This is a genomic window from Pseudomonas sp. NPDC087336, assembly GCF_044744285.1.
GTDB lineage: Bacteria > Pseudomonadota > Gammaproteobacteria > Pseudomonadales > Pseudomonadaceae > Aquipseudomonas.
Genome location: NZ_JBIUYA010000004.1, coordinates 105,214 through 126,795 on the forward strand (window position 1 = coordinate 105,214; position 21,582 = coordinate 126,795).

Genomic DNA, 21,582 nt, shown 5'->3' on the forward strand with positions numbered 1-21,582 from the left:
GTGACTGCCACAGCACCTCACTTGTTCCATCGGATGTGCGGCGATTCAGCGGAATTTCGGCCCCGAGCGGGTGTTGAGGCCCTTGGCCATGCGGTCGTAGAGCACGACGTTGACCGTCGCGGCCAGGTTCATGCAGCCGGTGGTCGGGATGTAGACCACGTCTTCGCACCAGTCTCGGATCTCCTGGTCCAGCGAGCCGTCTTCCGGGCCGAAGATGTACAGCGCGCGGTCCGGGTGGGTGTATTCCGGCAACGGGCGAGCACCTTCGACCAGTTCAACGGCAACGGGTACGCAATTGAGGGGCAGGATTTTCTTCAGGTCGTCGATGCCGATCAGCGGGATGTCGTAATGGACGCGCTTGGTATCGGTGACGAAGTCGGCGGCGCGCTCATAGCGCTTGCCGGTGTAGAACACCGACGCCACGCCATAACAGCCTGCGGCGCGCATCACCGAACCGACGTTCTCCGGTGATTTGGGGTTATACAAACCAATGCAGCTGTACCGTTTGTCTGCCACGAGCGGGGTGCCTTTTGGAAAAAAGCGCGATTATACGGGGATTGGGCGACAGCGGTCAGTTTGGAGATTGGCGGTGGCAGGGCTATTGCTATCGCGAGCAAGCTCGCTCCCACAGGTTCTCTGGTATACACAAAATTTGTGAACGACAGATACCTCTGTGGGAGCGAGCTTGCTCGCGATGGGGCCAGGTCAGGCAATGAAGATCTTCAGTCTTCCTTCTTCATCAACCCGGCCAACGCCGCAAACGGGTTGTGCGTCGCCTTGGCGATTTTCGGCGTGCTCAGCGAGCCTTCGCCAAAATACTGCTGGTCGGTATAACGCGAGTGTTCGTTATCGTGGCAGTACAGGCACAACAACTCCCAGTTCGACCCGTCCTGGGGGTTGTTGTCGTGGTTGTGGTCGCGGTGGTGCACGGTCAGTTCGCTCAAGCGCTTGCCGGAGAATTCACGGGCGCAGCGGCCGCACACGTGCGGGTACATCTTCAGGGCCTTGTCACGGTAGCCCATTTCCTTGTCGCGCTGGTTGTCGGCGAGGATGCGGTCCAGCTTGGAGGTGTTGGTCGGGGTGGACGAACTCATGGGTTCACCTTTGTTGAATGACTAATGACGGTATACACGCAGTTTAGCTCAGCCCTTGAGCTTCTCGGCAATCCAGATGGTGTGGCGGGTGCCCTTGTTGCCGTGGGCGAAGACCTGCACTTCCTCGGCCTTGAAACCGGCTTTTTTCAGTTTGTCGGAAAACTGCCGGTCTGCGCTGGCCGACCAGACCGCCAGCACGCCCTTGGGGCGCAGGGCCTTGGCGCAGGCGCTCAGGCCCCCGGCAGAGTAGAGCCAGCTGTTGGCCCTCTGGGTCAGGCCTTCGGGGCCGTTGTCGACGTCGAGCATGATCGCGTCGAAACCTTGCGGTTCTGCCTGCAGGACCTTGGCCACGTCTTCCAGGCGAATCACCGTGCGCGGGTCTTGCAACGGGTTTCCGGCCTTTTCGCCCAGCGGTCCGCGGTTCCACTCGACCACACCCGGCACCAGTTCGGCGACCACCACTTGCGCGGACTTGCCCAGGTGCTTGAGCGCCGAGGCGAGGGTGAAGCCCATGCCAAGGCCCCCGATCAACACCCGCGAGTTCGGACGGCCCGCGACCTTGCGGCAGGGGATCTCGGCCAGGGCATCCTCGGAGCCGTGCATGCGCGTATTCATCAATTGCCCGCCGTCACCGCCCTGGATCTTGATGACGAAATCTTCGCCGTACTCGAACAGGCACAGGGCACCGCCGTTCTCGGGAATAGGGGCGGTATCGAGCAGAACAAAACGTTTCATGGGGCTCACTTGAGGAAAAATGGCAGCACAGGGGAAGGCAAACGGGCGCAGTTGGGAGTAGCCTGCAAATGACTACCAGGCCAACGGAGCCATTGATGAAGCGCACCATTCTAACGGCCATTGCCTTGGCCGCGCTCTCGATAACTGCAGTGTCGGCCCAGCCGCTACAGACCACGCCGATCAGTCCCGCGCCAATGCCCGGTTCGCCGGGCACTGCAACGCCCACGCCTTATCCGCAAATCAGTCCGGTACCGTTGCCTAAAGTGGGCCCGGGCAGTGGCGGCCCGCCGTTGGTGCCGATCGAGAGGCCGAGTCCGCCGACCAAGGACCAGCCGGTGCCAGGGATCGAGCAGAACCCGCCGAAGGTCAAGTCGCCTGGCGTTTAAACCTGCTGCGACAGCAATTGCCCATCAACCATGCGCAAGCGCCTGGAGAGCGAGACGGCGAGGGCGCGGATGATCTTGGCAGCGATTTTCGGGGCGTCGTTGAGCATCTTTTCCAGCGAATCCTTGCCCAGGTTGAGCAACTGGCAGTTGCTCGCGGCCACGCAACTGGCCGAACGCCGCTCGCCGTCGAGTACGGCCATTTCGCCGAACGAGCGACCGCTGCGCAGTGTCGCGATGGTCACCTGCTGGCCGTCGCTGGCGGTCTTCTGCACCGCCACCTGGCCCGTGTGGATGATGCACATGAAGCTGCCGGCATCGCCCTCGTGGAAAATTTCTTCGCCCTGGGCAATGGTGCTGAGGTTGAAATAGCCCGAGGCAGCGGCGAATTCCGCCGGCAGCAGTTGGTTGAACAGGCCGCAGTCCATCAGCCAGTTGCGAATTTCGTTGTTCAGTAAGGTGGGTTCTGACATGTCGTGCGGTCTTTTTTGTTGTGTCTGTTGTTCTGGACTATACGAATCCCTTGTAGGAGCGTGCCACGCTCCTACAAGTTCTTTCTTAAGACTGAGTCATCTCGCCAAGTTCCTCAGGCAACACCCAATACCTTGAACAAAAATGCATATTCGAGTGCCACGTCACGCAATCCCTGGTATCGACCGCTCATCCCGCCATGCCCGGCGCCCAATTCGGTCTTGAGCAGCAGCGGATTGCTGTCGGTCTTTGTGGTGCGCAATTTCGCCACCCATTTGGCCGCTTCCCAGTACTGCACGCGGCTGTCGTTGTAGCCGGCGATCACCAGCATCGGCGGATAGGCTTGCGCGGTGACGTTTTCGTAAGGCGCGTAGGCCTTGATCCGCTCATGAACGTCCGGCTCTTGAGGATTGCCCCACTCGTCGTATTCCGTGACGGTCAATGGCAGCTCCGGGTCGAGCATGGTGTTGAGCACATCGACGAACGGCACTTCGGCAATCGCCGCGCCAAACAGCTGCGGGCGCTGGTTGAGCACCGCCCCGATCAGCAGGCCACCGGCACTGCCGCCGCTGATTGCCAGCTGTGGCGCGTTGGTAAAGCCATTGGCGATCAGGTGTTCGGCACAGGCAATGAAGTCGCTGAAGGTGTTCTGCTTGTGCTCCTGCTTGCCGGCGCGATACCAGGCTTCGCCCAGTTCACCGCCGCCGCGCACGTGAGCGATGGCGAACGCCATGCCGCGATCGAGCAGGCTCAGGCGGGCGTGGGAGAACCACGGGTCGAGGCTTTCGCCATAGGCGCCATAGCCGTACAGGTAGAGCGGAACCGGCTTGCCAAGTGCTTCGCGCTTGACCACCAGGCTGATCGGCACTTGCGTGCCATCGGGCGCCGTGGCCCACAGGCGCTGGCTGACGTAGGCGTCGGCGTCGAACGGGCCAAGTACCGGGGTTTGCTTGAGCACTTTCTGCTCACCGCTGACCAGTTCCAGCTGGCGGATTTGCGCCGGACGGTTCAATGCTTCGTAGCGCAGGCGAATCCGCTCGCTGACGAATTCCAGGCTGTTCTGCACGTGCAGGCTGTAGGCTGCGTCCGGCAGTTGCACCCGATAGCTCGGCAGGTCCTGGGGATGAACTTCGATCACCGGCAAGCCGCCGACCCGCAGGCTCAGGGTCATGGCGCCGGCATTCAGGCTCATGCCATCGATCATCACCGTGTTGCTGTGGGGGATCAGGCTCTGCCAGTCGGCCTCGGCTGGGGCCACGCCGCGATCGACAGCGGTGTACAGGGCAAAATTGATGCCGTCGCGATTGGTGCGGATGAACCAGGTCCATTGGCCATCGAGCGCGCCGTGGTCAACGTCGTACTCATGGTTTTCCACCCGGGGCGCTACGCAGGTGAAGGGCATTTGTGGCAGGTTGGCGTCGAGCACCCAGACTTCGCTGGTGGTCTTGCTGCCCACGGACAGCAGCAATTGCTGTTCGGAGCTCGAACGGTAGCAGTGCATGAAGAAGCGGCCGTCCGTTTCATGGAACACTTCTTCGGCCGCCGTGCCGTCCAGGCGATAGCGCAACAGCTTGTGCGGGCGATGGGTGTCGTCCAGTTCGCCGAAAAACAGGGTCAGGCTGTCGTTGGCCCAGGTCATGCTGCCGTCGCAATCCTGGAACTCCAGTTCACTGACGCGACCGTCGGACAACTCCTTGACGAACAGCGTGTAGATTTCGTCCCCCGTGGAATCGATGCTGTAGGCCAGGCGCTGGTGATCGGGACTGATGCTGAACGCGCCGAGGGAAAAGAAGCCGCCTTTGGCCAATTCGTTGGGGTCCAGCAGCAGTTGTTCCTGGCTTTCGTCGAGCAACAGGCTGTCGTCGGCCGGGCGGGGGCAGCGGTAGTGGCGGGCGTACTCGTCACCTGCCGTGGTGCGCGTGTAGTACAGGTAGGGTCCCCAGGGCGAGGGCAAGGACAGGTCGGTTTCAAGAATCCGGCCCTTGATTTCCTCGAACAGGGTTTCACGCAAACCCGCCTGATCGGCGGTTTGCGCCTCCTGATAACGATTTTCAGCCTTCAGGTAGTCGAGCACCGCAGCGCTGTCGCGCTCCTGCAGCCAGGCGTACGGGTCGGATCCTTCGGCCTTGTGGGCAATCGGGGCGTCAGAAACGTTGGCGGATAGGGGCATGAAGGATTCTCGGACAATGTACTGAATAGGGACTGTCAGCTCCTACATGAAGGAGCCTGATGGACGAAAAGCCGTTATCATAAGCGCCTCTTTGCCTGCCTTGCCATGGACACCATGACCGAGAACGACTATCTGATCGCTTGGGGCCTCTACGCCTTTGCCGCTTTGGGCTGCCTGCTGGTGTGGATGCGCATCACCCGCTGGATGTGGCGCTGGCTGCGCGAACCCCTGCGCCTGCTGGTGGCGGTGCTGCTGTTCAGCCCGACCATCATCGACCCGGTGAAGGAAAAAGTGGCCCCGGCCATTGCCATCACTGCCCTTGACCTGTTGTTCAAGGTCGGCAACAACGCGTGGCGGGCGATTTCCGACCTGTTCATGTACGGCATGATCGCTTTCGGTATCTACCTGGTGTTCGTGGCGATTCGTTTCGTTCTCGAGCGTGGCGCCAGGGCCCGCAAAGAGCAGGCGGCTGCCGCCCAGGCCGCGATCCGTGCCGACGAGCCGGAAGAGGATCACCCCTTCGGCGGGGCCGGCGATGATCGTTACGGCCGTCCGCCGGTGCCGGGCAATCCCCAGCGGATGCGCGTCGAACCCCGTCTGTAACCGTGCCCCTGCCATAAAGCGAGAGTTTGAGCATGTGTGAGTTATTGGGCATGAGCGCCAATGTCCCGACCGATATCGTGTTCAGCTTCACCGGGCTGATGCAGCGCGGTGGGCGTACCGGGCCACACCGGGACGGTTGGGGCATCGCCTTCTACGAAGGCCGGGGTTTGCGCCTGTTCCAGGACCCGGCGGCGAGCTGCGAGTCGGAAGTCGCGAACCTGGTGCAACGCTACCCGATCAAGAGCGAAGTGGTGATCGGGCATATCCGCCAGGCCAACGTCGGCAAGGTCTGCCTTTCCAACACCCATCCGTTCGTGCGCGAGTTGTGGGGGCGTAACTGGTGCTTCGCCCATAATGGCCAGTTGGCGGATCTGCAGCCCCTGGCCAGCTTCTACCGCCCCGTTGGCGATACCGACAGCGAAGCGGCGTTCTGTGACCTGCTCAACCGCGTGCGGGCTGCATTTCCTGAGCCCGTGGAGGTCGAAGAACTGCTGCCGGACCTGGTCGCTGCCTGCGCCGAGTATCGCAGCAAGGGCGTGTTCAACTGCCTGCTCAGCGATGGCGACTGGCTGTTCTGCTATTGCTCGACCAAACTGGCGCAGATCACCCGTCGTGCCCCGTTCGGCCCAGCGCGCCTGAAGGACGTCGATGTGATCGTCGACTTCCAGGCCGAAACCACGCCCAACGATGTGGTCACGGTGATCGCCACCGAGCCCTTGACCGAAAATGAAACCTGGACCCGCTACGAGCCAGGCCAATGGAGCCTGTGGCGACGCGGTGAATGCGTCAGTCAGGGCCGCACCGAATAAGGATCTTCCCCCATGTTGCTCAGTTATCTACGGCTGGTGTTGTTTGCGGCGGGCCTGTTGATCGGTGTCCAGGTGCCGGGGTTCATCAATGATTACGCCAAGCGGGTCGAAGCTCACTTGATTGAAGCGCAGGCCGGGCTGAGCGGGTTCCAGAACACCGCCAATCAATTCTTCAAGGGCGACATGCAGGCCCTGGTCGCCCATTATCGCGCCAGTGAAGACCCGATCTTTCGCAGCGACGCCGACAGCCTGGGCCACCTGCTGACTCGCCAGGTGGCGTTGGACAAGCAGTTCCAGGCGATGCAAGGGCCGTGGTACATCCGCTTCCTGCAAGTGGTGCTGGCCGCGGATCCGGACATTCGCAAGGAAACCTGGAACGGCTACAGCTACCAGATCCTGTTGACCCCGGAGGCGATGATCTGGGGCATGAGCGGCGCGTTGCTGCTGTCGTTCGGGATCGAGTGCCTGTTCCGCCTGATCGATTGGGTGGTGCTGGGCGGCAAGCGCCTGCGCCAGAGCCGGCCGATCGAAGAGCGGGATTTGCGCGGTTTGTAGGAGCTGGCTTGCCAGCGAATCAAGCGATGCGGTGTGTCAGGCATTGCGCCTTCGCTGGCAAGCCAGCTCCTACAGGTCAACGTTGCAAAACGATGTAATTGTCACCCACCCGACGCGCATACCCCTCCAGCACCTGCTGGCACAACGTCACAATCTCCTCGACCCATTCCACGCCCACTCGCCACGACACCACCACTTGCAGGTCCGGTGGTCGCTGGTCGATGTCCAGCAAGGTCAATTCACCCCGTGCCAGTTCCTCGGCCACCAGCACCGGCGGCAAGGCACCGATGCCAAAGCCGTCACGCAGCAACCGGGTGATCGCCGAGACCGAGTTCACGCAGTTCAGCCGCGGCGCCAGCACGCCGTTGGCCTGCATCAGGGCGAGCACTTCCTGATGGGGGTGGGAATTTTTCGAGTAGGTAATGATCCGCTCGTTCGCCAGGTCCGCGATGCCTGAGTAGTCGCGGTTGTAGAGCGAATTGCTGGCGACGATCCAGCCCATGGGGTGGCTGGCCAGTTCCAGGCTGCGCACGCTTTCCTGGCGCAGCAGATCGGTTTGCAGGATGACATCGAGAAAGCCTTTTTGCAGCTGATCGCAGAGGTTGAGCGAGGTATCGGCCACCAGTTCGATTTCCACCAGCGGGTAGTGATCGGTCATCTGCGCCACCAACGGGCTCAGCCAGGTGTGGATCACCGTGTCCATCACGCCGATGCGCACCCGACCGGCCTTGCTCGAACGGGTCTCGATCGACTGCTTGAGCGCCTGCATGGTGTCCATCATCTGCTCGGCGTATTCGAGCACTTTCAAGCCTTCCGGCGTCAGGCTCACACCGCGTGAGTCGCGAAGGAACAGCTTCACCCCAAGCTCACCTTCGAGCACGGCGATGCGGCTGGAAATCGACGCCTGGGTGGTGAAGAGCTTGTCGGCGGTGAGGCGGAAACTCTTGAGCCGGGCGACCCAGACGAATGTCTCGAGAAACTTCAGGTTCATGTGATCAAGTTTTTCTTATGGCTAGGGCGGGTTTTTATTAGTTGGACGCAGAGGGCTGGCGCGTCCAAGAATCGACACATCCGGTTCCCACGATAGGCGTCGTCGGGGCTCAGAACAATACCAATAAAACCAGCGCGGAGATTTGCCATGAGTGCGCCCGACACCACCGCCATTCCGAAAGCCACGGCTCGCCCCGGACCTTTCGACTGGTATCGCAACATCAATCAGCAGGAACGCCGCACCTTCTGGAGCTGCAAGATCGGCTATGGCCTGGATGGCATGGACACCCAGATGCTCAGCTTCGTGGTGCCGACCCTGATTGCCATGTGGGGCATCACCACAGGCGAAGCCGGGCTGATTCACACCAGCACGCTGATCGCTTCGGCCATTGGTGGCTGGGTGGCGGGGATTCTCTCCGATCGCATCGGTCGTGTGCGCACCTTGCAACTGACCGTGCTGTGGTTTGCCTTCTTCACCTTCCTTTGCGGTTTCGCGCAAAACTACGAACAACTGCTGATTGCACGGACCCTGATGGGCTTCGGTTTCGGCGGCGAATGGACGGCCGGCGCGGTGCTGATCGGCGAAGTGATCCGCGCCCAGGACCGCGGCAAGGCCGTGGGCATGGTGCAATCGGGCTGGGCGCTGGGCTGGGGCCTGACCGCGATCCTGTACGCGCTGCTGTTCTCGATCATGCCGCCGGAAGACGCCTGGCGCGCACTGTTCATCCTTGGCATCGTGCCGGCGATTTTCGTGATCTTCGTTCGCCGCCTGGTCAAGGACCCGGAAATCTACCGTGAAGCCAAGGCCAAGGAGGCCCCGAGCAATCCCTCGAAGTTCTACGAGATCTTCGCCCCCGGCATGCTCTTCACCACGATTCGCGCTTCGCTGCTGACCACCGGTGCGCTGGGTGGCTACTACGCCATCACGTCCTGGCTGCCGACCTTCCTGAAGAACGAACGCGGTTTGAGCGTACTCGGCACGGGTGGTTATCTGGCGATGGTGATCGTCGGTTCCTACGTCGGTTATGTCATCAGCGCCTATTTGACCGACATCCTCGGTCGCAAAAAGAACTTCATCCTGTTCGCCGTCGGCTCGTTCACCATTGTGCTGCTGTATACCCAATTGCCGGTCAGCAACGGCGTGATGCTGTGGCTGGGCTTCCCACTGGGCTTCTTCGCCTCGGGGATTTTCAGCGGCATGGGTTCGTTCCTGACCGAGCTGTTTCCAACGCGGATCCGCGGTTCGGGCCAAGGCTTTTGCTACAACATCGGTCGGGCGCTGGCGGCGTTGTTCCCGCTGCTGATCGGCCTGCTCAGCCAGACGGTGCCACTGAGCGTGGGCATCGGGGCCTTTGCGGCAGTGTCCTACGGCGTGGTGATCCTCGCGGCCCTGAGTTTGCCGGAAACCCGTGGCAAGCAACTCGACGCCCAGTAACTGATAACCTGCGGGCATGTCCTACGGATATGTCCGGCAGCTAAAAAGAATAAAGCCTACAGGAGTGTTCATCGTGAGCCGCCTGCTATTGAACTGCGACATCGGCGAGAGTTTCGGTAACTGGACCATGGGTCTGGACGCGGAGGTCATGCCCTTCATTGATTGCGCCAACATCGCCTGCGGTTTCCATGCCGGCGACCCGAGCATCATGCGCAAGACCGTCAGCCTGGCCCTCAGCCACGGTGTGCAGATCGGCGCGCATCCGGCCTATCAGGACCTGGTCGGTTTTGGCCGCCGCTCCATGGCCTATACCGCCCAGGAACTGCAGGACATCCTGCATTACCAGATCGGCGCCCTCGACGGCATCTGCCGGGCCCAGGGCGGGCGGGTCAGCTACGTCAAACCCCACGGCGCGATGTACAACGACATGATGGCCAACCCTGCGCAACTGCGCGCCGTGCTGCAAGCGGTGGCGTCCTATGATCGCAGTCTGCCGTTGATGCTGATGGCCACCCGCGACAACAGTACCGCGCAGCAGCTGGGCGAAGAGTACGGCGTGACCCTGTGGTTCGAAGCTTTCGCCGACCGCGCTTACGACAGCGCCGGCATGCTGGTCTCGCGGCAACTGCCAGGGGCGGTGCATCACGATCCAGAGAAAATCATCGAGCAGGCGTTGATCATTGCCCGTGGCGATCACCTCACCGCCAGTGACGGCAGCGCCTTGCACTTGCAGGCCAACACCCTGTGCGTGCACGGCGACAATGCCAGTTCGGTAGCCGCCGTGCGGCGCATTCGTGACGCTCTGAATCAGCAGGGCGCGTCATGAAACTGCGGGTAGAAGTGGTCGCGCTCGATTGCCTGATGGTGCGTCTGTTCGATGAAATCGCCGAAGCCAACATGCCATGGATGCTGGCGGCCAGCGAAAGTCTGCGGGCGGCGTTCAATGAACACCTGATCGACCTGGTGCCGTCCTACACAACCTTGATGGTGCATTACGACCTGACCGCGTTGAGCCCGACCCAGGCCCGGGAATTGATTGCCCAGGCGCTGATCGACCTGTCGCCCAATGCGCGCACCCGTGGCAAATGCCATGTGCTGCCGGTGTGGTACGACTTGAGTGTCGGTCCTGAACTGAGCCTGTTGTCACAGCGCAGCGGATTGTCGGTAGAGGACGTCATCCGCCGTCATAGCGAACGTGAGTATCAGGTGTTCGCCTTGGGCTTTGCACCGGGGTTCGCGTTCATGGGCCTGGTGGAAGAAGTACTCGCCGCACCGCGCCTGAGCACACCGCGCAAGAAAGTCGCCGCCGGCAGTGTCGGTATCGCCGAACGTCAGACGGCTGCCTATCCGGTGGTATCGCCGGGCGGCTGGAATCTGATCGGCCGCACACCGGCCAAATTGTTTGACCGCAACCGTGACGGCTACAGCCTGATGCAACCGGGCGATACCGTGCGTTTCGAAGCGGTGGGCCATGCCGAATTCATCAACCTGGGCGGTGACGACACGTCATTGGAGGCCCAGGCATGAGCCGTCTGACGATTGAAGCGAGTACACCGCTGTGCCTGTTGCAGGACGCCGGCCGTTTCGGCGTGAGGCACCTGGGCGTGACCCAGGGCGGCGCGGCTGATTGGCGTTCGATGTCCTGGGCCAACTGGTTGCTAGGTAACGGGCTGGATGCGCCGGTGATTGAAATCACCCTCGGCGGGTTCACCGTCGTGGCGCAAGACGATTGCGTACTGGCGTTGGCCGGGGCCGATCTGGGGGCGAAGGTGGACGGCGAGCCGCTGGCGCCGTGGCGCAGCTTCAGGCTGAACAAAGGCCAGCGTTTGCAATTCACCCAGCCATTGCTCGGCGCCCGGGCCTATCTGGCCGCGCCGGGTGGTTTCGATGCGCTGAAGGTGTTGGGCAGCAGCGCAACGGTGGTCCGTGAGGAACTCGGCGGCCTGGATGGCATGGGGCGTGCGCTGGATAAAGGCGCGAGTTTGAGCTATTCGGGCAATTCGTTGATGTTGCTGCGTGAATTGAGCGCAGATCAGCGCCCGGACCTGAGGCTTGATACGCCGTTGGACCTGGTGCTCGGTGCGCAGATCGGTGAGTTCAGCGGGCAGAGTCTGTTCGATGCGTTTAACAGCGTGTGGAGCCTCGACAGCCGTGCCGACCGGATGGGCATTCGCCTGTTGGGTACGGCGTTGCAGTATCAGGGCAAGCCGATGATTTCCGAGGGGATTCCATTGGGGGCTGTGCAGGTGCCGCCGGACGGGCAGCCGATCGTGCTGCTCAATGATCGGCAGACCATTGGCGGTTATCCGCGGTTGGGGGCACTGACGCCGTTGGCGCTGGCGCGGCTGGCGCAGTGCTTGCCGGGTGCGCAGGTGCGGTTGCGGCCGGTGGTGCAGGAAGTCGCGCATCGCGAGCAGGTCGAGTATTTGCATCGCTTTTTGAAACCCTAAAAGCATCGCGGGCAAGCCCGCTCCCACAGGGGTAGCGGGTGTTCACGAAATGTGTGAACAGCGCTGATCCTTGTGGGAGCGGGCTTGCCCGCGATGGCTTCAGTTCAGGCGCCAGCAATTATTTGGAAAGAAACCGCATCCCTTCCTCCAACCCCCGCAACGTCAGCGGATACATCTGGTCCTCAATCAAATCCCGAACGATATTGGTCGACGAGGTATAGCCCCAGGTGTCCTTCGGATACGGGTTGATCCAGATAAGCTTCTTGTACTTCTCCTTGAACCGCTGCATCCACACATAGCCGGCTTCTTCGTTCCAGTGCTCGACGCTGCCACCCGGCTGGGTGATTTCGTAGGGCGCCATCGCGGCGTCGCCGATGAAGATCACTTTGTAGTCGGCGCCGTATTTATGCAGCAGGTCCATGGTCGAGGTGCGCTCGGAGGTGCGGCGCATGTTGTTCTTCCACACCGATTCATAAATGAAGTTGTGGAAATAGAAGTACTCCAGGTGCTTGAACTCGGTCTTGCACGCCGAGAACAGCTCTTCGCAGATCTTCACGTGGGCGTCCATCGAGCCGCCGATGTCGAACAGCAGCAATAGCTTGACGGTGTTGCGCCGTTCCGGGCGCATCTGGATGTTCAGCAGCCCGGCATCCTTGGCGGTGTGGTCGATGGTGCCATCGATATCGAGTTCTTCGGCTGCACCCTGGCGGGCAAATTTGCGCAAGCGGCGCAGGGCGACCTTGATGTTGCGCGTGCCCAGTTCCACCGAGTCGTCGAGGTTCTTGTACTCGCGCTGGTCCCAGACTTTCACGGCCTTGCCTTGGCGCTTGCCGGCATCGCCGACGCGAATGCCCTCCGGGTTGAAGCCGCCGGAACCGAACGGGCTGGTGCCACCGGTGCCGATCCACTTGTTGCCGCCGGCATGGCGTTCCTTCTGTTCTTCCAGGCGTTTCTTGAATTCCTCGATCAGCTTGTCCAGGCCACCGAGGGACTGGATCGCCGCCCGCTCTTCGTCAGTCAGGGAACGTTCGAATTCCTTGCGCAGCCAGTCTTCCGGGATCAACGCCTGGAGGTGATCGTCGAGCTTTTCCAGGCCATTGAAGTAGGCGCCGAAGGCCCGGTCGAACTTGTCGAAATGCTTTTCGTCCTTCACCAGGATGGCTCGGGACAGGTAATAGAACTCGTCCATGTCGGCGAAGGTCACACGCTGTTTAAGCGCGTTGATCAGGTCCAGCAGCTCACGCACCGAGACCGGCACCTTGGCCGCACGCATTTCATTGAACAGATTGAGCAGCATGGCATTTGCCCCAGATGATCAACGACTGCCGCGACGGCTCATGAACGCCAGGCGCTCAAGCAGTTGCACGTCCTGTTCGTTCTTCACCAGCGCGCCTGCCAGCGGCGGGATGGCCTTGGTCGGATCGCGTTCGCGCAGCACCGCTTCGCCGATGTTGTCGGCCATCAGCAGCTTCAGCCAGTCCACCAGCTCGGAGGTCGAAGGCTTCTTCTTCAGGCCCGGCACCTTGCGCACGTCGAAGAACACGTCCAGCGCTTCGCTGACCAGGTCTTTCTTGATGTCCGGGTAATGCACGTCGACGATCCGCTGCATCGTGGTGCGGTCCGGGAACGCGATGTAGTGGAAGAAGCAGCGGCGCAGGAAGGCGTCCGGCAGCTCTTTCTCGTTGTTGGAGGTGATGATGATGATCGGGCGCTTTTTGGCCTTGATGGTTTCGTCGATCTCGTAGACGTAGAACTCCATCTTGTCGAGTTCTTGCAACAGGTCGTTGGGGAACTCGATGTCGGCCTTGTCGATTTCGTCGATCAGCAGGATCACGCGCTCCTCGGACTCGAACGCTTCCCAGAGCTTGCCCTTTTTCAGGTAGTTTCGAACGTCGTGGACCTTTTCCGTGCCCAGCTGCGAGTCGCGCAGGCGGCTGACCGCGTCGTACTCGTACAGGCCCTGGTGCGCCTTGGTGGTGGATTTGATGTGCCAGGTGATCAGCTTGGCGCCAAAGGAGTCGGCCAGTTGCTCGGCGAGCATGGTCTTGCCGGTGCCCGGTTCGCCCTTGACCAGCAACGGCCGCTCCAGGGTGATGGCGGCGTTGACCGCCAGCTTAAGGTCATCGGTGGCGACGTAGGCCTGGGTGCCTTCGAACTTCATCTGCTAATCCTCGAACGGTAACGCCGGCCTGAGCGAGGCAGGGCGGGGTGCAATAAAAGGTGCAATAAGGTGCAATCACATGGTCAGCCCCGACTATAACGCGCAGTTCGGTCGACTGTGAATGCAGACGGCTTATTCAGTCTCTGAATGGAGCGTCACATCTTGACTCAGTCAATCTTAACCGGCATCCGGCTTGGGTCGTTCATATTGGGCATTGAATGCCTGAATGAAACCATTGCGTAAAATCTGTAAAAACGCCTCGAACGCGCTGATATCTTTTTGATGGACGTTGCCGCGTAGCTCTACCCGGGTTGCAAACTGGTTCTTGGCCTGGTTTTTCAGCACGGTTTCAGAGCCGCCGACAAGAGCCTCCCAGATGGAACGAAAAATCCCTTTGTCCTTGTTTTCCACATCCTGTTGCCAGTTGAACACGTCGACATCCCTGAGCAGCGGTTTGATATAACCCGTCAATTTGGCTTTTTTCGCCTCCGCTTCGATGACCACATCGCCGTGGCCGGCATTGAAATCAAACTTGCCGTAGGCCGATGCGAAGTCGTTCATGCGTTTGAGCTGAATGTCCCGGGCCCGCATGCGAAACTCGAAATCCTCGAAGTTGCTCAGTGGATCGAACGTGGCCGTGGTTTCCAGGGGGGCGTGCCCCAGCAGCAGTGCCTTGCCTTCGAAGCGGGCGTCGCGCTTGCCTTTGGAATCGACCACGTTGGTCAGGTTGTAGATGTTCAGGTCCACTTTGGTGGCACTCAGGTTCACCGGTGGTTTGGAATTGAAGTTGCGAAAACTGACCTTGCCATCGTCAATCTGCACTTCGTTGAGGGTGATCGGCAGCAATTTACCCAGTTGGGCGCGCCAGTCGGTGCCTTCGCCGGTTTGCGAGTTTTTCTTGTTGGCCCCACCGTCGACGAAGTTGACCTCGGGCTTGACGAACTTCACTTCGGCGACCACCGCGTGGTCGTACCACAGGGAGTGCCAGCTGACCGAGAGGTCGATCAGTGGCGCATTGACGAAGGGGACAGGCACCTTGCCCTCGACCTTGACGATTTTCAGGCCATTGATCTTGTAGGCGCCGCGCCACAGGGCCAGGTCCACGTCGGCTATCTGGCCGCGGTAGTCACCCATGTTCGCCAGCCGGTCATTGAGGTAGTCGCGCACCAGGTAGGGCAGGGCGAAGTGCAGGGTAACCAGCAACACAACGAGGCCGGCGAAGCTCCATAACGGCCAGCGGTATCGACGTTTCATGGTGGTAATTCTCTGGCGTTCTATAGCCATTGACTGCGCTCACCTCCGGTCGTTCGACCTGACTGGACGCCCAAGGGCAAGAGGCTTACCTTGATGCCCTATTTCAATGCTGTCGTTAAGGACCCAGCCATGAGCCGTATCTACGCTGACAATGCCCATTCCATCGGCAATACGCCGTTGGTGCAGATCAACCGAATCGCGCCGCGCGGCGTCACCATCCTGGCCAAGATCGAAGGGCGCAACCCCGGTTACTCGGTCAAGTGCCGGATTGGCGCCAACATGATCTGGGACGCCGAAAGCACGGGCAAACTCAAGCCGGGCATGACCATCGTCGAGCCGACTTCCGGCAACACCGGCATCGGCCTGGCCTTCGTTGCCGCCGCCCGTGGCTACAAATTGATGCTGACCATGCCGGCATCCATGAGCATCGAGCGCCGCAAGGTACTCAAGGCACTGGGGGCGGAACTGGTGCTGACCGAACCGGCCAAGGGCATGAAAGGCGCAATCGAGAAGGCTGGGGAGATCGTCGCCAGTGATCCGGCGCGCTATTTCATGCCAGCGCAGTTCGACAACCCGGCCAACCCCGCCATCCACGAAAAAACCACCGGGCCCGAGATCTGGAACGATACCGACGGTGCCGTGGACGTATTGGTGGCAGGTGTCGGAACAGGCGGAACCATTACCGGCGTTTCGCGGTATATCAAGAATACCCAGGGCAAACCTATCGTCTCGGTGGCGGTGGAGCCCGCTGTATCACCGGTGATTTCCCAAAAGTTGGCCGGTGAGGAAATCAAGCCGAGTCCGCACAAGATTCAGGGCATCGGTGCCGGTTTTGTGCCGAATAACCTCGACCTGTCGATCGTTGACCGGGTAGAGCTGGTCACCGACGAGGAGTCCAAGGCCATGGCCCTGCGCTTGATGCAGGAAGAAGGCATCCTGTGCGGCATCTCCTGCGGCGCCGCGATGGCCGTGGCAGTTCGTCTGGCGGAGACCCCGGAAATGCAGGGCAAGACCATCGTGGTGATCCTTCCGGATTCCGGTGAACGTTACTTGTCGAGCATGCTGTTCAGCGATCTGTTTACCGAACAGGAGAATCAGCAGTAACCGCTGACGAAGGGTTCGAATGATGGAGAGGGGGCCTCCCTTCTTCATCAGGTGTGAGTGATCCGGATCAGCAAGTGTTCAGGCACCTTGTGTTAAGACATGCGTTGTTACGCATTGCTTGACACTGAATCTCGGGTTGCACGGGTTTTTCCCGTGATTGGCAGTGGTTACATGCCAACGGCCGCGTCGGGGAATGGCGTTGCGCAGATGTCTATCGATCAAGGAGGTGTTGATGAGCATGTCGGTTGCCGCGAAAGCGTCGTTGTTGCTGCTGTTCCTGGGCAGTACGCTCTATGTGCATATGCGTGGCAAGGCGCGCTTGCCGGTCTTGCGCCAATTCGTCAACCATTCCGCCCTGTTCGCCCCCTATAACGCCTTGATGTACCTGTTCTCCGGCGTGCCTTCAAAACCCTACCTGGACCGCAGCCGGTTTCCCGAACTCGATGTGCTCAAGGACAACTGGGAAGTTATCCGCGACGAAGCGATGCACCTGTTTGACGAGGGTTACATCCGCGCCGCGGAAAAAAACAACGACGCCGGGTTCGGTTCGTTTTTCAAGAAGGGCTGGAAGCGGTTTTACCTCAAATGGTACGACAAAACCTTGCCCTCGGCCGAGCGGCTGTGCCCGAAGACCGTGGCGCTGGTCAGCGCGATTCCCAATGTCAGGGGGGCCATGTTCGCCTTGCTGCCGGGGGGCTGTCATCTCAATCCGCACCGCGATCCCTTCGCTGGCTCCCTGCGCTACCACCTGGGGCTGGCGACGCCCAATAGCGACGCTTGCCGCATCTACGTCGATGGTCAGGCTTACGCCTGGCGTGATGGTGAAGACGTGATGTTCGACGAAACCTACGTGCACTGGGTCAAGAACGAAACCGAACAGACCCGGGTCATCCTGTTCTGCGACATCGAGCGACCGCTCAGTAATCGCTTGATCACCGGCATCAACCGCTGGATCAGCAGTCTGCTGGGGCGCGCCACCGCGCCGCAGAACCTTGCGAATGAACGCGTGGGCGGGATCAACCAGGCTTATGCCTGGAGCAAGCAATTCAGCGACAGGTCCAGTGGGGCGATCAAGCAGTGGAAACGCCGTCATCCCAAGGTCTACCGGGTAATGCGACCGGTATTGGCGATAGGCGTGCTGGTTTTGCTGGCTCATTGGCTGCTGGGCTGACACCTGTCGGCCAAAAGGGCGGGAAAAAAGATCGCCATCAGCCGATCTTTTTTTTTATTTCGGGGAGCTTTGCTATATTACGAATGTCGCCGGTAAATGCCGTCCGGGCGTCTAGAGAGTATATACGGAGCCGGTCGCAGAACTGGCGTGCGCTGAGTGCTCAAAACCTTATTCAACCCTTGCGACAGCACAATTGCCTTGGCCGTAACGCCATTGGGTCTAACCGGGCTGCGCGGGTTTCAAGCATGCCGGTTTGAATGGGCAATCCGTCTTTGAGAACCTGGGGTCCGATCCTCGCAACCTTACTGAAAAAAGGTCTGAATCAATGACCATCCTGGTAACTGGCGGTGCAGGCTTCATTGGGGCAAATTTCGTCTTGGAATGGCTGGCTCACTCCGACGAAACCGTAGTCAATCTGGACAAGCTGACCTATGCAGGCAACCTGGATAACCTCAGCAGCCTGACGGGCAATACGCAGCATGTATTCGTGCAGGGCGATATTGGTGACAGTGCCTTGGTCGAGCGCTTGCTCGAAGAGCACCAGCCCCGAGCCATTCTCAATTTTGCCGCCGAGTCGCATGTCGATCGCTCCATCCACGGACCGCAAGCCTTCATCGACACCAACATCGTGGGCACTTTCCGCTTGCTCGAAGCCGTGCGCGCCTACGCCAAGGGGCTGGCGAGCGATTCGCTGCAGGCTTTTCGCTTCTTGCATGTGTCCACCGACGAAGTCTACGGTTCGCTGGCCAAGGACGAAGCGGCGTTCAACGAAAGCCATGCGTATGAACCCAACAGCCCTTACTCGGCCAGCAAGGCCGCCAGCGACCACCTGGTGCGCGCCTACCATCACACCTACGGCCTGCCCGTACTGACCACCAACTGTTCGAACAACTACGGGCCTTATCACTTCCCGGAAAAGCTCATTCCGCTGATGATCGTCAACGCGCTGTCCGGACAGGCATTGCCGGTCTATGGCGATGGCCAGCAAATCCGCGACTGGTTGTATGTCAAGGACCACTGCAGCGCCATCCGCCGCGTGCTGGAGGCCGGCAGCGTGGGTGAGGTCTACAACGTCGGTGGCTGGAACGAAAAAACCAATCTGGAGATCGTGCACACCGTCTGCGCGTTACTCGATGAGCTACGTCCGCGTGCGGACGGCCAGCCCTACCATGCACAAATCAGCTACGTGACCGATCGGCCCGGGCACGACCGACGTTATGCCATCGATGCCCGCAAACTCGAACGTGAACTGGGCTGGAAGCCGGCAGAAACCTTCGAGACCGGCATTCGCAAAACCGTCCAGTGGTACCTGGACAACCAGGATTGGGTGCGCAATATCCAGTCCGGTGCCTACCGCGAATGGGTCGAGAAAAACTATGCCGGGCGCAGCGCATGAAACTGTTATTGCTCGGCAAGAACGGCCAGGTGGGGTGGGAGCTGCAACGCAGCCTTGCCCCCCTTGGCGAACTGTTGGCGCTGGACTCCGCAAGCCAGGAGTATTGCGGCGATCTGAATGATTTACCGGGGCTGGCGGCCACCGTGCAGCGCATCAAGCCTGACGTTATCGTTAACGCAGCGGCCTACACCGCTGTCGACAAGGCCGAAAGCGAAACGCAGCTGGCCTATCGGGTCAATGCCCAAGCGCCGGCAGTGCTGGCTCGAGAGGCGCTGCGGCTCAATGCCCTGCTGGTGCATTACTCCACCGATTATGTGTTCGCAGGGCTTGGCGACAGGCCCTGGCAGGAAAACGATCCGGTAGCGCCATTGAGTGTCTATGGCGCCAGCAAGTTGGCCGGTGAACAGGCGATTGCCACCAGCGGCTGCGCGCACCTGATCTTGCGGACCAGCTGGGTGTATTCCGCGCGGGGCAACAACTTTGCCACGACCATGCTGCGCCTGGCCCGCGAACGTGAACGCCTGTCCGTGATCGATGACCAGTTCGGCGCGCCAACCGGCGCCGAATTGCTCGCGGATGTGACCGCCCATGCCATCCGCAGCGTATTGGCCGACCCGCAATTGGGCGGGATCTACCATCTTGCCGCCACTGGCGAAACCACCTGGTGTCGCTATGCTCGTTTTGTACTCGAACACGCCGAGCGGGCAGGCATGAACCTCAAGGTTACCCCTGCCTTGGTCGACGCGATCGGCACCGAGGCGTACCCGACGCCGGCACGACGCCCAAGCAATTCCCGACTCAATACGCAAAAACTGCAAAAGGCCTTTGCGCTGAGCTTGCCTGACTGGAAAGTCGGCGTGACACGGATGCTCGCAGAAATACTGGAGAAATGAATATGCTCAATCGTAAAGGCATCATCCTTGCCGGCGGCTCCGGTACTCGACTGCATCCGGCGACCTTGTCCATCTCCAAACAGCTGCTGCCGGTTTACGACAAGCCGATGATCTACTACCCGCTGAGCACCCTGATGCTGGCGGGTATCCGCGATATCCTGATCATTTCCACGCCACAGGACACGCCGCGTTTCGAACAGCTGCTGGGGGATGGCGCCCGTTGGGGCCTGAACATTTCCTATGCCGTGCAGCCTTCGCCCGATGGCCTGGCGCAGGCCTTCATCATCGGCGAAGACTTTATCGGCAACGACCCCAGCGCCCTGGTCCTGGGTGACAACATCTATCACGGCCACGACTTCATTAACATCCTGCAAAGTGCCATGGCGCGTCAGTCTGGGGCGAGTGTCTTCGCCTATCACGTCAATGACCCGGAACGTTACGGCGTGGTCGAATTCGACGGCCAGGGCAAGGCGATCAGCCTCGAAGAAAAGCCACTCAAGCCCAAGTCGAACTTTGCAGTCACCGGGCTGTATTTCTATGACCAGGACGTGGTCGAGATGGCCAAGAGCATCAAGCCATCGGCGCGCGGCGAGCTGGAAATCACCGATATCAACAGTCTTTACCTGGAGCAGGGCAGGCTGTCGGTAGAAATCATGGGGCGCGGTTACGCCTGGCTGGACACCGGGACTCACGACTCACTGCTCGATGCAAGTTTGTTCATTGCCACGCTCGAGCGTCGCCAGGGCCTTAAGGTCGCGTGCCCTGAAGAGATTGCCTTCCGGCAGAAATGGATTGATGCCGATCAGCTGCAGAGACTGGCGGCACCCTTGGCGAAAAATGGTTACGGCCAGTACCTCAACCGTATTTTGCAAGCGGGTTGATGCCTGCAACCTTGCTTATATCGACAAGGCCTGAAGGATGTCTCCAGGCCCGTTCATTTGCTCAGCGCATGTTCGGCGCGTACCGAGTTCATGAACGCCTGCATCGCCGACGACTGGATGCGATGGCGGCGGGTGATCAGCCCGTAGGGTGGCAAGCGTGCTTCGAACTTGATCGGCAGCACCGCCAGCAGGTCACGACCGGGATAATCCTCGACCACCGACACCGGCGTGACACCGAGCATATCGGTCTGCTGGATCAACGAGAGCAAGGTCATGATCGAGGTGGTTTCGACGATGCTGCTCGGAATATCGACCCGCGCATTGTGGAACACCTGATTGATGATCGCGCGCATCGGGCTTGGTTGTTGTTGTAGCACCCAGGTCATGTTCTGCAATTCTGCCCAACCCAGTTGCTTCTCCTGCGCCAGCGGGTTCTGCGCACCGGCAATCACACACAGGGCTTCTTCACCCAGGCTGTCGAACAGCAGTTCTTCGGCCCGTGCTCCGGGCGGAATACGCCCCAGCACGATGTCCAGTTGATCCTGCAACAGCGCCTGCACCAGCACGTCGCTGGTGTCGACCTGGATGCTCATGGACAGGCGTGGATGGCTTTGCTTCAAGGTCGCGATGGTGCGGGTCAACAACCCCGAGGCCAGCGCCGGAATCGCGCCAACGGCGACCCGCCCCAGGTTGCCCGATTGCAGGGCCACCAGTTCTTCGCGCATGCCGCTGAGTTCGGCGAAGACCATGCGGGCGTAGTAGATGACGGTTTCCCCGAACGGGGTCGAGCGCATGCCCCGAGGCAGGCGTTCAAAGAGCTCGACGCCGAGCAAATCCTCAGCCTCATGCAGCATCTTGGTCGCTGCCGGTTGAGTCATGCCGATGTGGTCAGCGGCGCGTCGCAACGAGCCGAACTCTTCCAGCGCCAGCATCAGCCGTAGCTGGCGCAGTCGCAGTCGACTGTGGATCACATTGGCATCAGGAATTCGGGACATGGGCCGTACTCGCAATCAAGACTGCGGCAAGC

23 protein-coding genes are annotated in these 21,582 nt (G+C 60.4%); 13 read left to right on the forward strand and 10 right to left on the reverse strand.

Going from position 1 to position 21,582, the window contains the following annotated elements:
- Positions 1 to 45: 45 nt before the first annotated feature.
- The 3 genes from ACIO0C_RS05460 to ACIO0C_RS05470 all read right to left on the reverse strand — a co-directional run bounded on the left by ACIO0C_RS05460 (position 46) and on the right by ACIO0C_RS05470 (position 1,829).
- Positions 46 to 516 carry an RNA methyltransferase gene (locus tag ACIO0C_RS05460; protein WP_095060636.1) on the reverse strand — a complete coding sequence of 157 codons (471 nt, stop codon included), beginning with the start codon at positions 514 to 516 and terminating at the stop codon, positions 46 to 48.
- A 206-nt stretch (positions 517 to 722) separates the two neighbouring features.
- Positions 723 to 1,094 carry a YajD family HNH nuclease gene (locus ACIO0C_RS05465; RefSeq protein WP_007944009.1) on the reverse strand — a complete coding sequence of 124 codons (372 nt, stop codon included), beginning with the start codon at positions 1,092 to 1,094 and terminating at the stop codon, positions 723 to 725.
- 48 nt (positions 1,095 to 1,142) lie between these two features.
- Positions 1,143 to 1,829, reverse strand: a complete 687-nt coding sequence (locus tag ACIO0C_RS05470; RefSeq protein WP_401308836.1) for a spermidine synthase — start codon at positions 1,827 to 1,829, stop codon at positions 1,143 to 1,145.
- 95 nt (positions 1,830 to 1,924) lie between these two features.
- Here ACIO0C_RS05470 and ACIO0C_RS05475 point away from each other — a divergent pair, with 95 nt between their 5' ends.
- Positions 1,925 to 2,215 carry a hypothetical protein gene (locus ACIO0C_RS05475; RefSeq protein WP_401308839.1) on the forward strand — a complete coding sequence of 97 codons (291 nt, stop codon included), beginning with the start codon at positions 1,925 to 1,927 and terminating at the stop codon, positions 2,213 to 2,215.
- Here the strand turns inward: ACIO0C_RS05475 and ACIO0C_RS05480 are convergent.
- Both ACIO0C_RS05480 and ACIO0C_RS05485 read right to left on the reverse strand, forming a co-directional pair.
- Positions 2,212 to 2,685 (reverse strand): cyclic nucleotide-binding domain-containing protein, encoded by a 474-nt coding sequence (locus ACIO0C_RS05480; RefSeq protein WP_401308842.1) that lies wholly within the window; start codon positions 2,683 to 2,685, stop codon positions 2,212 to 2,214. The genes ACIO0C_RS05475 and ACIO0C_RS05480 overlap by 4 nt on opposite strands.
- Positions 2,686 to 2,798: 113 nt before the next feature.
- The gene (locus ACIO0C_RS05485; RefSeq protein WP_401308845.1) at positions 2,799 to 4,853 is read right to left on the reverse strand and encodes a S9 family peptidase; all 2,055 of its coding nucleotides are present in this window, start codon (positions 4,851 to 4,853) and stop codon (positions 2,799 to 2,801) included.
- 105 nt (positions 4,854 to 4,958) lie between these two features.
- On the opposite strand from ACIO0C_RS05485, the gene ACIO0C_RS05490 reads away from it, so the two are divergent.
- From ACIO0C_RS05490 to ACIO0C_RS05500, 3 genes are read left to right on the forward strand one after another with little or no spacing between them, the layout of a single operon-like run.
- Positions 4,959 to 5,456, forward strand: a complete 498-nt coding sequence (locus tag ACIO0C_RS05490; protein WP_180203018.1) for an MFS transporter — start codon at positions 4,959 to 4,961, stop codon at positions 5,454 to 5,456.
- A gap of 32 nt (positions 5,457 to 5,488) precedes the next feature.
- Positions 5,489 to 6,265 carry a class II glutamine amidotransferase gene (locus ACIO0C_RS05495; RefSeq protein ID WP_401308848.1) on the forward strand — a complete coding sequence of 259 codons (777 nt, stop codon included), beginning with the start codon at positions 5,489 to 5,491 and terminating at the stop codon, positions 6,263 to 6,265.
- Positions 6,266 to 6,277: 12 nt separating this feature from the next.
- Positions 6,278 to 6,820, forward strand: a complete 543-nt coding sequence (locus ACIO0C_RS05500; protein ID WP_401308851.1) for a DUF2937 family protein — start codon at positions 6,278 to 6,280, stop codon at positions 6,818 to 6,820.
- 76 nt (positions 6,821 to 6,896) lie between these two features.
- Here the strand turns inward: ACIO0C_RS05500 and ACIO0C_RS05505 are convergent, their stop codons facing one another.
- A complete protein-coding gene (locus ACIO0C_RS05505; protein WP_401308854.1) occupies positions 6,897 to 7,811 on the reverse strand; it encodes a LysR family transcriptional regulator in 915 nt (304 codons plus the stop codon).
- Between the two features lie 147 nt (positions 7,812 to 7,958).
- Here ACIO0C_RS05505 and ACIO0C_RS05510 point away from each other — a divergent pair, with 147 nt between their 5' ends.
- The 4 genes from ACIO0C_RS05510 to ACIO0C_RS05525 all read left to right on the forward strand — a co-directional run bounded on the left by ACIO0C_RS05510 (position 7,959) and on the right by ACIO0C_RS05525 (position 11,695).
- On the forward strand, positions 7,959 to 9,245 hold the full coding sequence (locus tag ACIO0C_RS05510) for an MFS transporter (RefSeq protein ID WP_401308857.1): 1,287 nt from the start codon (positions 7,959 to 7,961) through the stop codon (positions 9,243 to 9,245).
- A 73-nt stretch (positions 9,246 to 9,318) separates the two neighbouring features.
- On the forward strand, positions 9,319 to 10,071 hold the full coding sequence (locus tag ACIO0C_RS05515; protein ID WP_401308860.1) for a 5-oxoprolinase subunit PxpA: 753 nt from the start codon (positions 9,319 to 9,321) through the stop codon (positions 10,069 to 10,071).
- Positions 10,068 to 10,772 carry a 5-oxoprolinase subunit PxpB gene (gene pxpB, locus ACIO0C_RS05520; RefSeq protein ID WP_401308863.1) on the forward strand — a complete coding sequence of 235 codons (705 nt, stop codon included), beginning with the start codon at positions 10,068 to 10,070 and terminating at the stop codon, positions 10,770 to 10,772. The genes ACIO0C_RS05515 and pxpB overlap by 4 nt, the downstream gene beginning before the upstream one ends.
- Positions 10,769 to 11,695, forward strand: a complete 927-nt coding sequence (locus ACIO0C_RS05525) for a biotin-dependent carboxyltransferase family protein (protein ID WP_401308866.1) — start codon at positions 10,769 to 10,771, stop codon at positions 11,693 to 11,695. The genes pxpB and ACIO0C_RS05525 overlap by 4 nt, the downstream gene beginning before the upstream one ends.
- Positions 11,696 to 11,813: 118 nt before the next feature.
- Here the strand turns inward: ACIO0C_RS05525 and ACIO0C_RS05530 are convergent, their stop codons facing one another.
- The 3 genes from ACIO0C_RS05530 to ACIO0C_RS05540 all read right to left on the reverse strand — a co-directional run bounded on the left by ACIO0C_RS05530 (position 11,814) and on the right by ACIO0C_RS05540 (position 15,110).
- Positions 11,814 to 12,992 carry a VWA domain-containing protein gene (locus ACIO0C_RS05530; RefSeq protein ID WP_046816791.1) on the reverse strand — a complete coding sequence of 393 codons (1,179 nt, stop codon included), beginning with the start codon at positions 12,990 to 12,992 and terminating at the stop codon, positions 11,814 to 11,816.
- 18 nt (positions 12,993 to 13,010) lie between these two features.
- Complete coding sequence (locus ACIO0C_RS05535) at positions 13,011 to 13,856, reverse strand: MoxR family ATPase (RefSeq protein ID WP_008055443.1); 846 nt, start codon at positions 13,854 to 13,856, stop codon at positions 13,011 to 13,013.
- Between the two features lie 177 nt (positions 13,857 to 14,033).
- Positions 14,034 to 15,110: a DUF748 domain-containing protein gene (locus tag ACIO0C_RS05540; protein ID WP_401308869.1), complete on the reverse strand. Its 1,077-nt coding sequence runs from the start codon at positions 15,108 to 15,110 to the stop codon at positions 14,034 to 14,036.
- 129 nt (positions 15,111 to 15,239) lie between these two features.
- Here ACIO0C_RS05540 and cysK point away from each other — a divergent pair, with 129 nt between their 5' ends.
- The 5 genes from cysK to rfbA all read left to right on the forward strand — a co-directional run bounded on the left by cysK (position 15,240) and on the right by rfbA (position 20,555).
- Complete coding sequence (gene cysK, locus ACIO0C_RS05545) at positions 15,240 to 16,214, forward strand: cysteine synthase A (protein ID WP_401308872.1); 975 nt, start codon at positions 15,240 to 15,242, stop codon at positions 16,212 to 16,214.
- 232 nt (positions 16,215 to 16,446) lie between these two features.
- A complete protein-coding gene (locus ACIO0C_RS05550; RefSeq protein WP_401308875.1) occupies positions 16,447 to 17,385 on the forward strand; it encodes an aspartyl/asparaginyl beta-hydroxylase domain-containing protein in 939 nt (312 codons plus the stop codon).
- A gap of 325 nt (positions 17,386 to 17,710) precedes the next feature.
- Positions 17,711 to 18,781 (forward strand): dTDP-glucose 4,6-dehydratase, encoded by a 1,071-nt coding sequence (gene rfbB, locus ACIO0C_RS05555; RefSeq protein ID WP_008055436.1) that lies wholly within the window; start codon positions 17,711 to 17,713, stop codon positions 18,779 to 18,781.
- Positions 18,778 to 19,674: a dTDP-4-dehydrorhamnose reductase gene (gene rfbD, locus ACIO0C_RS05560; protein ID WP_401308878.1), complete on the forward strand. Its 897-nt coding sequence runs from the start codon at positions 18,778 to 18,780 to the stop codon at positions 19,672 to 19,674. The genes rfbB and rfbD overlap by 4 nt, the downstream gene beginning before the upstream one ends.
- A gap of 2 nt (positions 19,675 to 19,676) precedes the next feature.
- Positions 19,677 to 20,555, forward strand: a complete 879-nt coding sequence (gene rfbA, locus ACIO0C_RS05565; protein ID WP_401308881.1) for a glucose-1-phosphate thymidylyltransferase RfbA — start codon at positions 19,677 to 19,679, stop codon at positions 20,553 to 20,555.
- 53 nt (positions 20,556 to 20,608) lie between these two features.
- Here rfbA and ACIO0C_RS05570 read toward each other — a convergent pair whose 3' ends face one another.
- Positions 20,609 to 21,550, reverse strand: a complete 942-nt coding sequence (locus ACIO0C_RS05570) for a LysR family transcriptional regulator (RefSeq protein WP_274073559.1) — start codon at positions 21,548 to 21,550, stop codon at positions 20,609 to 20,611.
- Positions 21,551 to 21,582 lie beyond the last annotated feature (32 nt).

Coding starts and splice junctions, on each gene's coding strand:
- rfbA (WP_401308881.1), top strand. CDS start 19,677: ATGCTCAATCGTAAAGGCATCATCCTTGCCGGCGGCTCCGGTACTCGA.
- ACIO0C_RS05465 (WP_007944009.1), bottom strand. CDS start 1,094: ATGAGTTCGTCCACCCCGACCAACACCTCCAAGCTGGACCGCATCCTC.
- ACIO0C_RS05535 (WP_008055443.1), bottom strand. CDS start 13,856: ATGAAGTTCGAAGGCACCCAGGCCTACGTCGCCACCGATGACCTTAAG.
- ACIO0C_RS05550 (WP_401308875.1), top strand. CDS start 16,447: ATGAGCATGTCGGTTGCCGCGAAAGCGTCGTTGTTGCTGCTGTTCCTG.
- ACIO0C_RS05490 (WP_180203018.1), top strand. CDS start 4,959: ATGGACACCATGACCGAGAACGACTATCTGATCGCTTGGGGCCTCTAC.
- cysK (WP_401308872.1), top strand. CDS start 15,240: ATGAGCCGTATCTACGCTGACAATGCCCATTCCATCGGCAATACGCCG.
- ACIO0C_RS05475 (WP_401308839.1), top strand. CDS start 1,925: ATGAAGCGCACCATTCTAACGGCCATTGCCTTGGCCGCGCTCTCGATA.
- ACIO0C_RS05530 (WP_046816791.1), bottom strand. CDS start 12,992: ATGCTGCTCAATCTGTTCAATGAAATGCGTGCGGCCAAGGTGCCGGTC.
- ACIO0C_RS05470 (WP_401308836.1), bottom strand. CDS start 1,829: ATGAAACGTTTTGTTCTGCTCGATACCGCCCCTATTCCCGAGAACGGC.
- ACIO0C_RS05500 (WP_401308851.1), top strand. CDS start 6,278: ATGTTGCTCAGTTATCTACGGCTGGTGTTGTTTGCGGCGGGCCTGTTG.
- ACIO0C_RS05485 (WP_401308845.1), bottom strand. CDS start 4,853: ATGCCCCTATCCGCCAACGTTTCTGACGCCCCGATTGCCCACAAGGCC.
- ACIO0C_RS05510 (WP_401308857.1), top strand. CDS start 7,959: ATGAGTGCGCCCGACACCACCGCCATTCCGAAAGCCACGGCTCGCCCC.
- ACIO0C_RS05505 (WP_401308854.1), bottom strand. CDS start 7,811: ATGAACCTGAAGTTTCTCGAGACATTCGTCTGGGTCGCCCGGCTCAAG.
- rfbB (WP_008055436.1), top strand. CDS start 17,711: ATGACCATCCTGGTAACTGGCGGTGCAGGCTTCATTGGGGCAAATTTC.
- ACIO0C_RS05480 (WP_401308842.1), bottom strand. CDS start 2,685: ATGTCAGAACCCACCTTACTGAACAACGAAATTCGCAACTGGCTGATG.
- ACIO0C_RS05525 (WP_401308866.1), top strand. CDS start 10,769: ATGAGCCGTCTGACGATTGAAGCGAGTACACCGCTGTGCCTGTTGCAG.
- ACIO0C_RS05540 (WP_401308869.1), bottom strand. CDS start 15,110: ATGAAACGTCGATACCGCTGGCCGTTATGGAGCTTCGCCGGCCTCGTT.
- pxpB (WP_401308863.1), top strand. CDS start 10,068: ATGAAACTGCGGGTAGAAGTGGTCGCGCTCGATTGCCTGATGGTGCGT.
- ACIO0C_RS05495 (WP_401308848.1), top strand. CDS start 5,489: ATGTGTGAGTTATTGGGCATGAGCGCCAATGTCCCGACCGATATCGTG.
- rfbD (WP_401308878.1), top strand. CDS start 18,778: ATGAAACTGTTATTGCTCGGCAAGAACGGCCAGGTGGGGTGGGAGCTG.
- ACIO0C_RS05570 (WP_274073559.1), bottom strand. CDS start 21,550: ATGTCCCGAATTCCTGATGCCAATGTGATCCACAGTCGACTGCGACTG.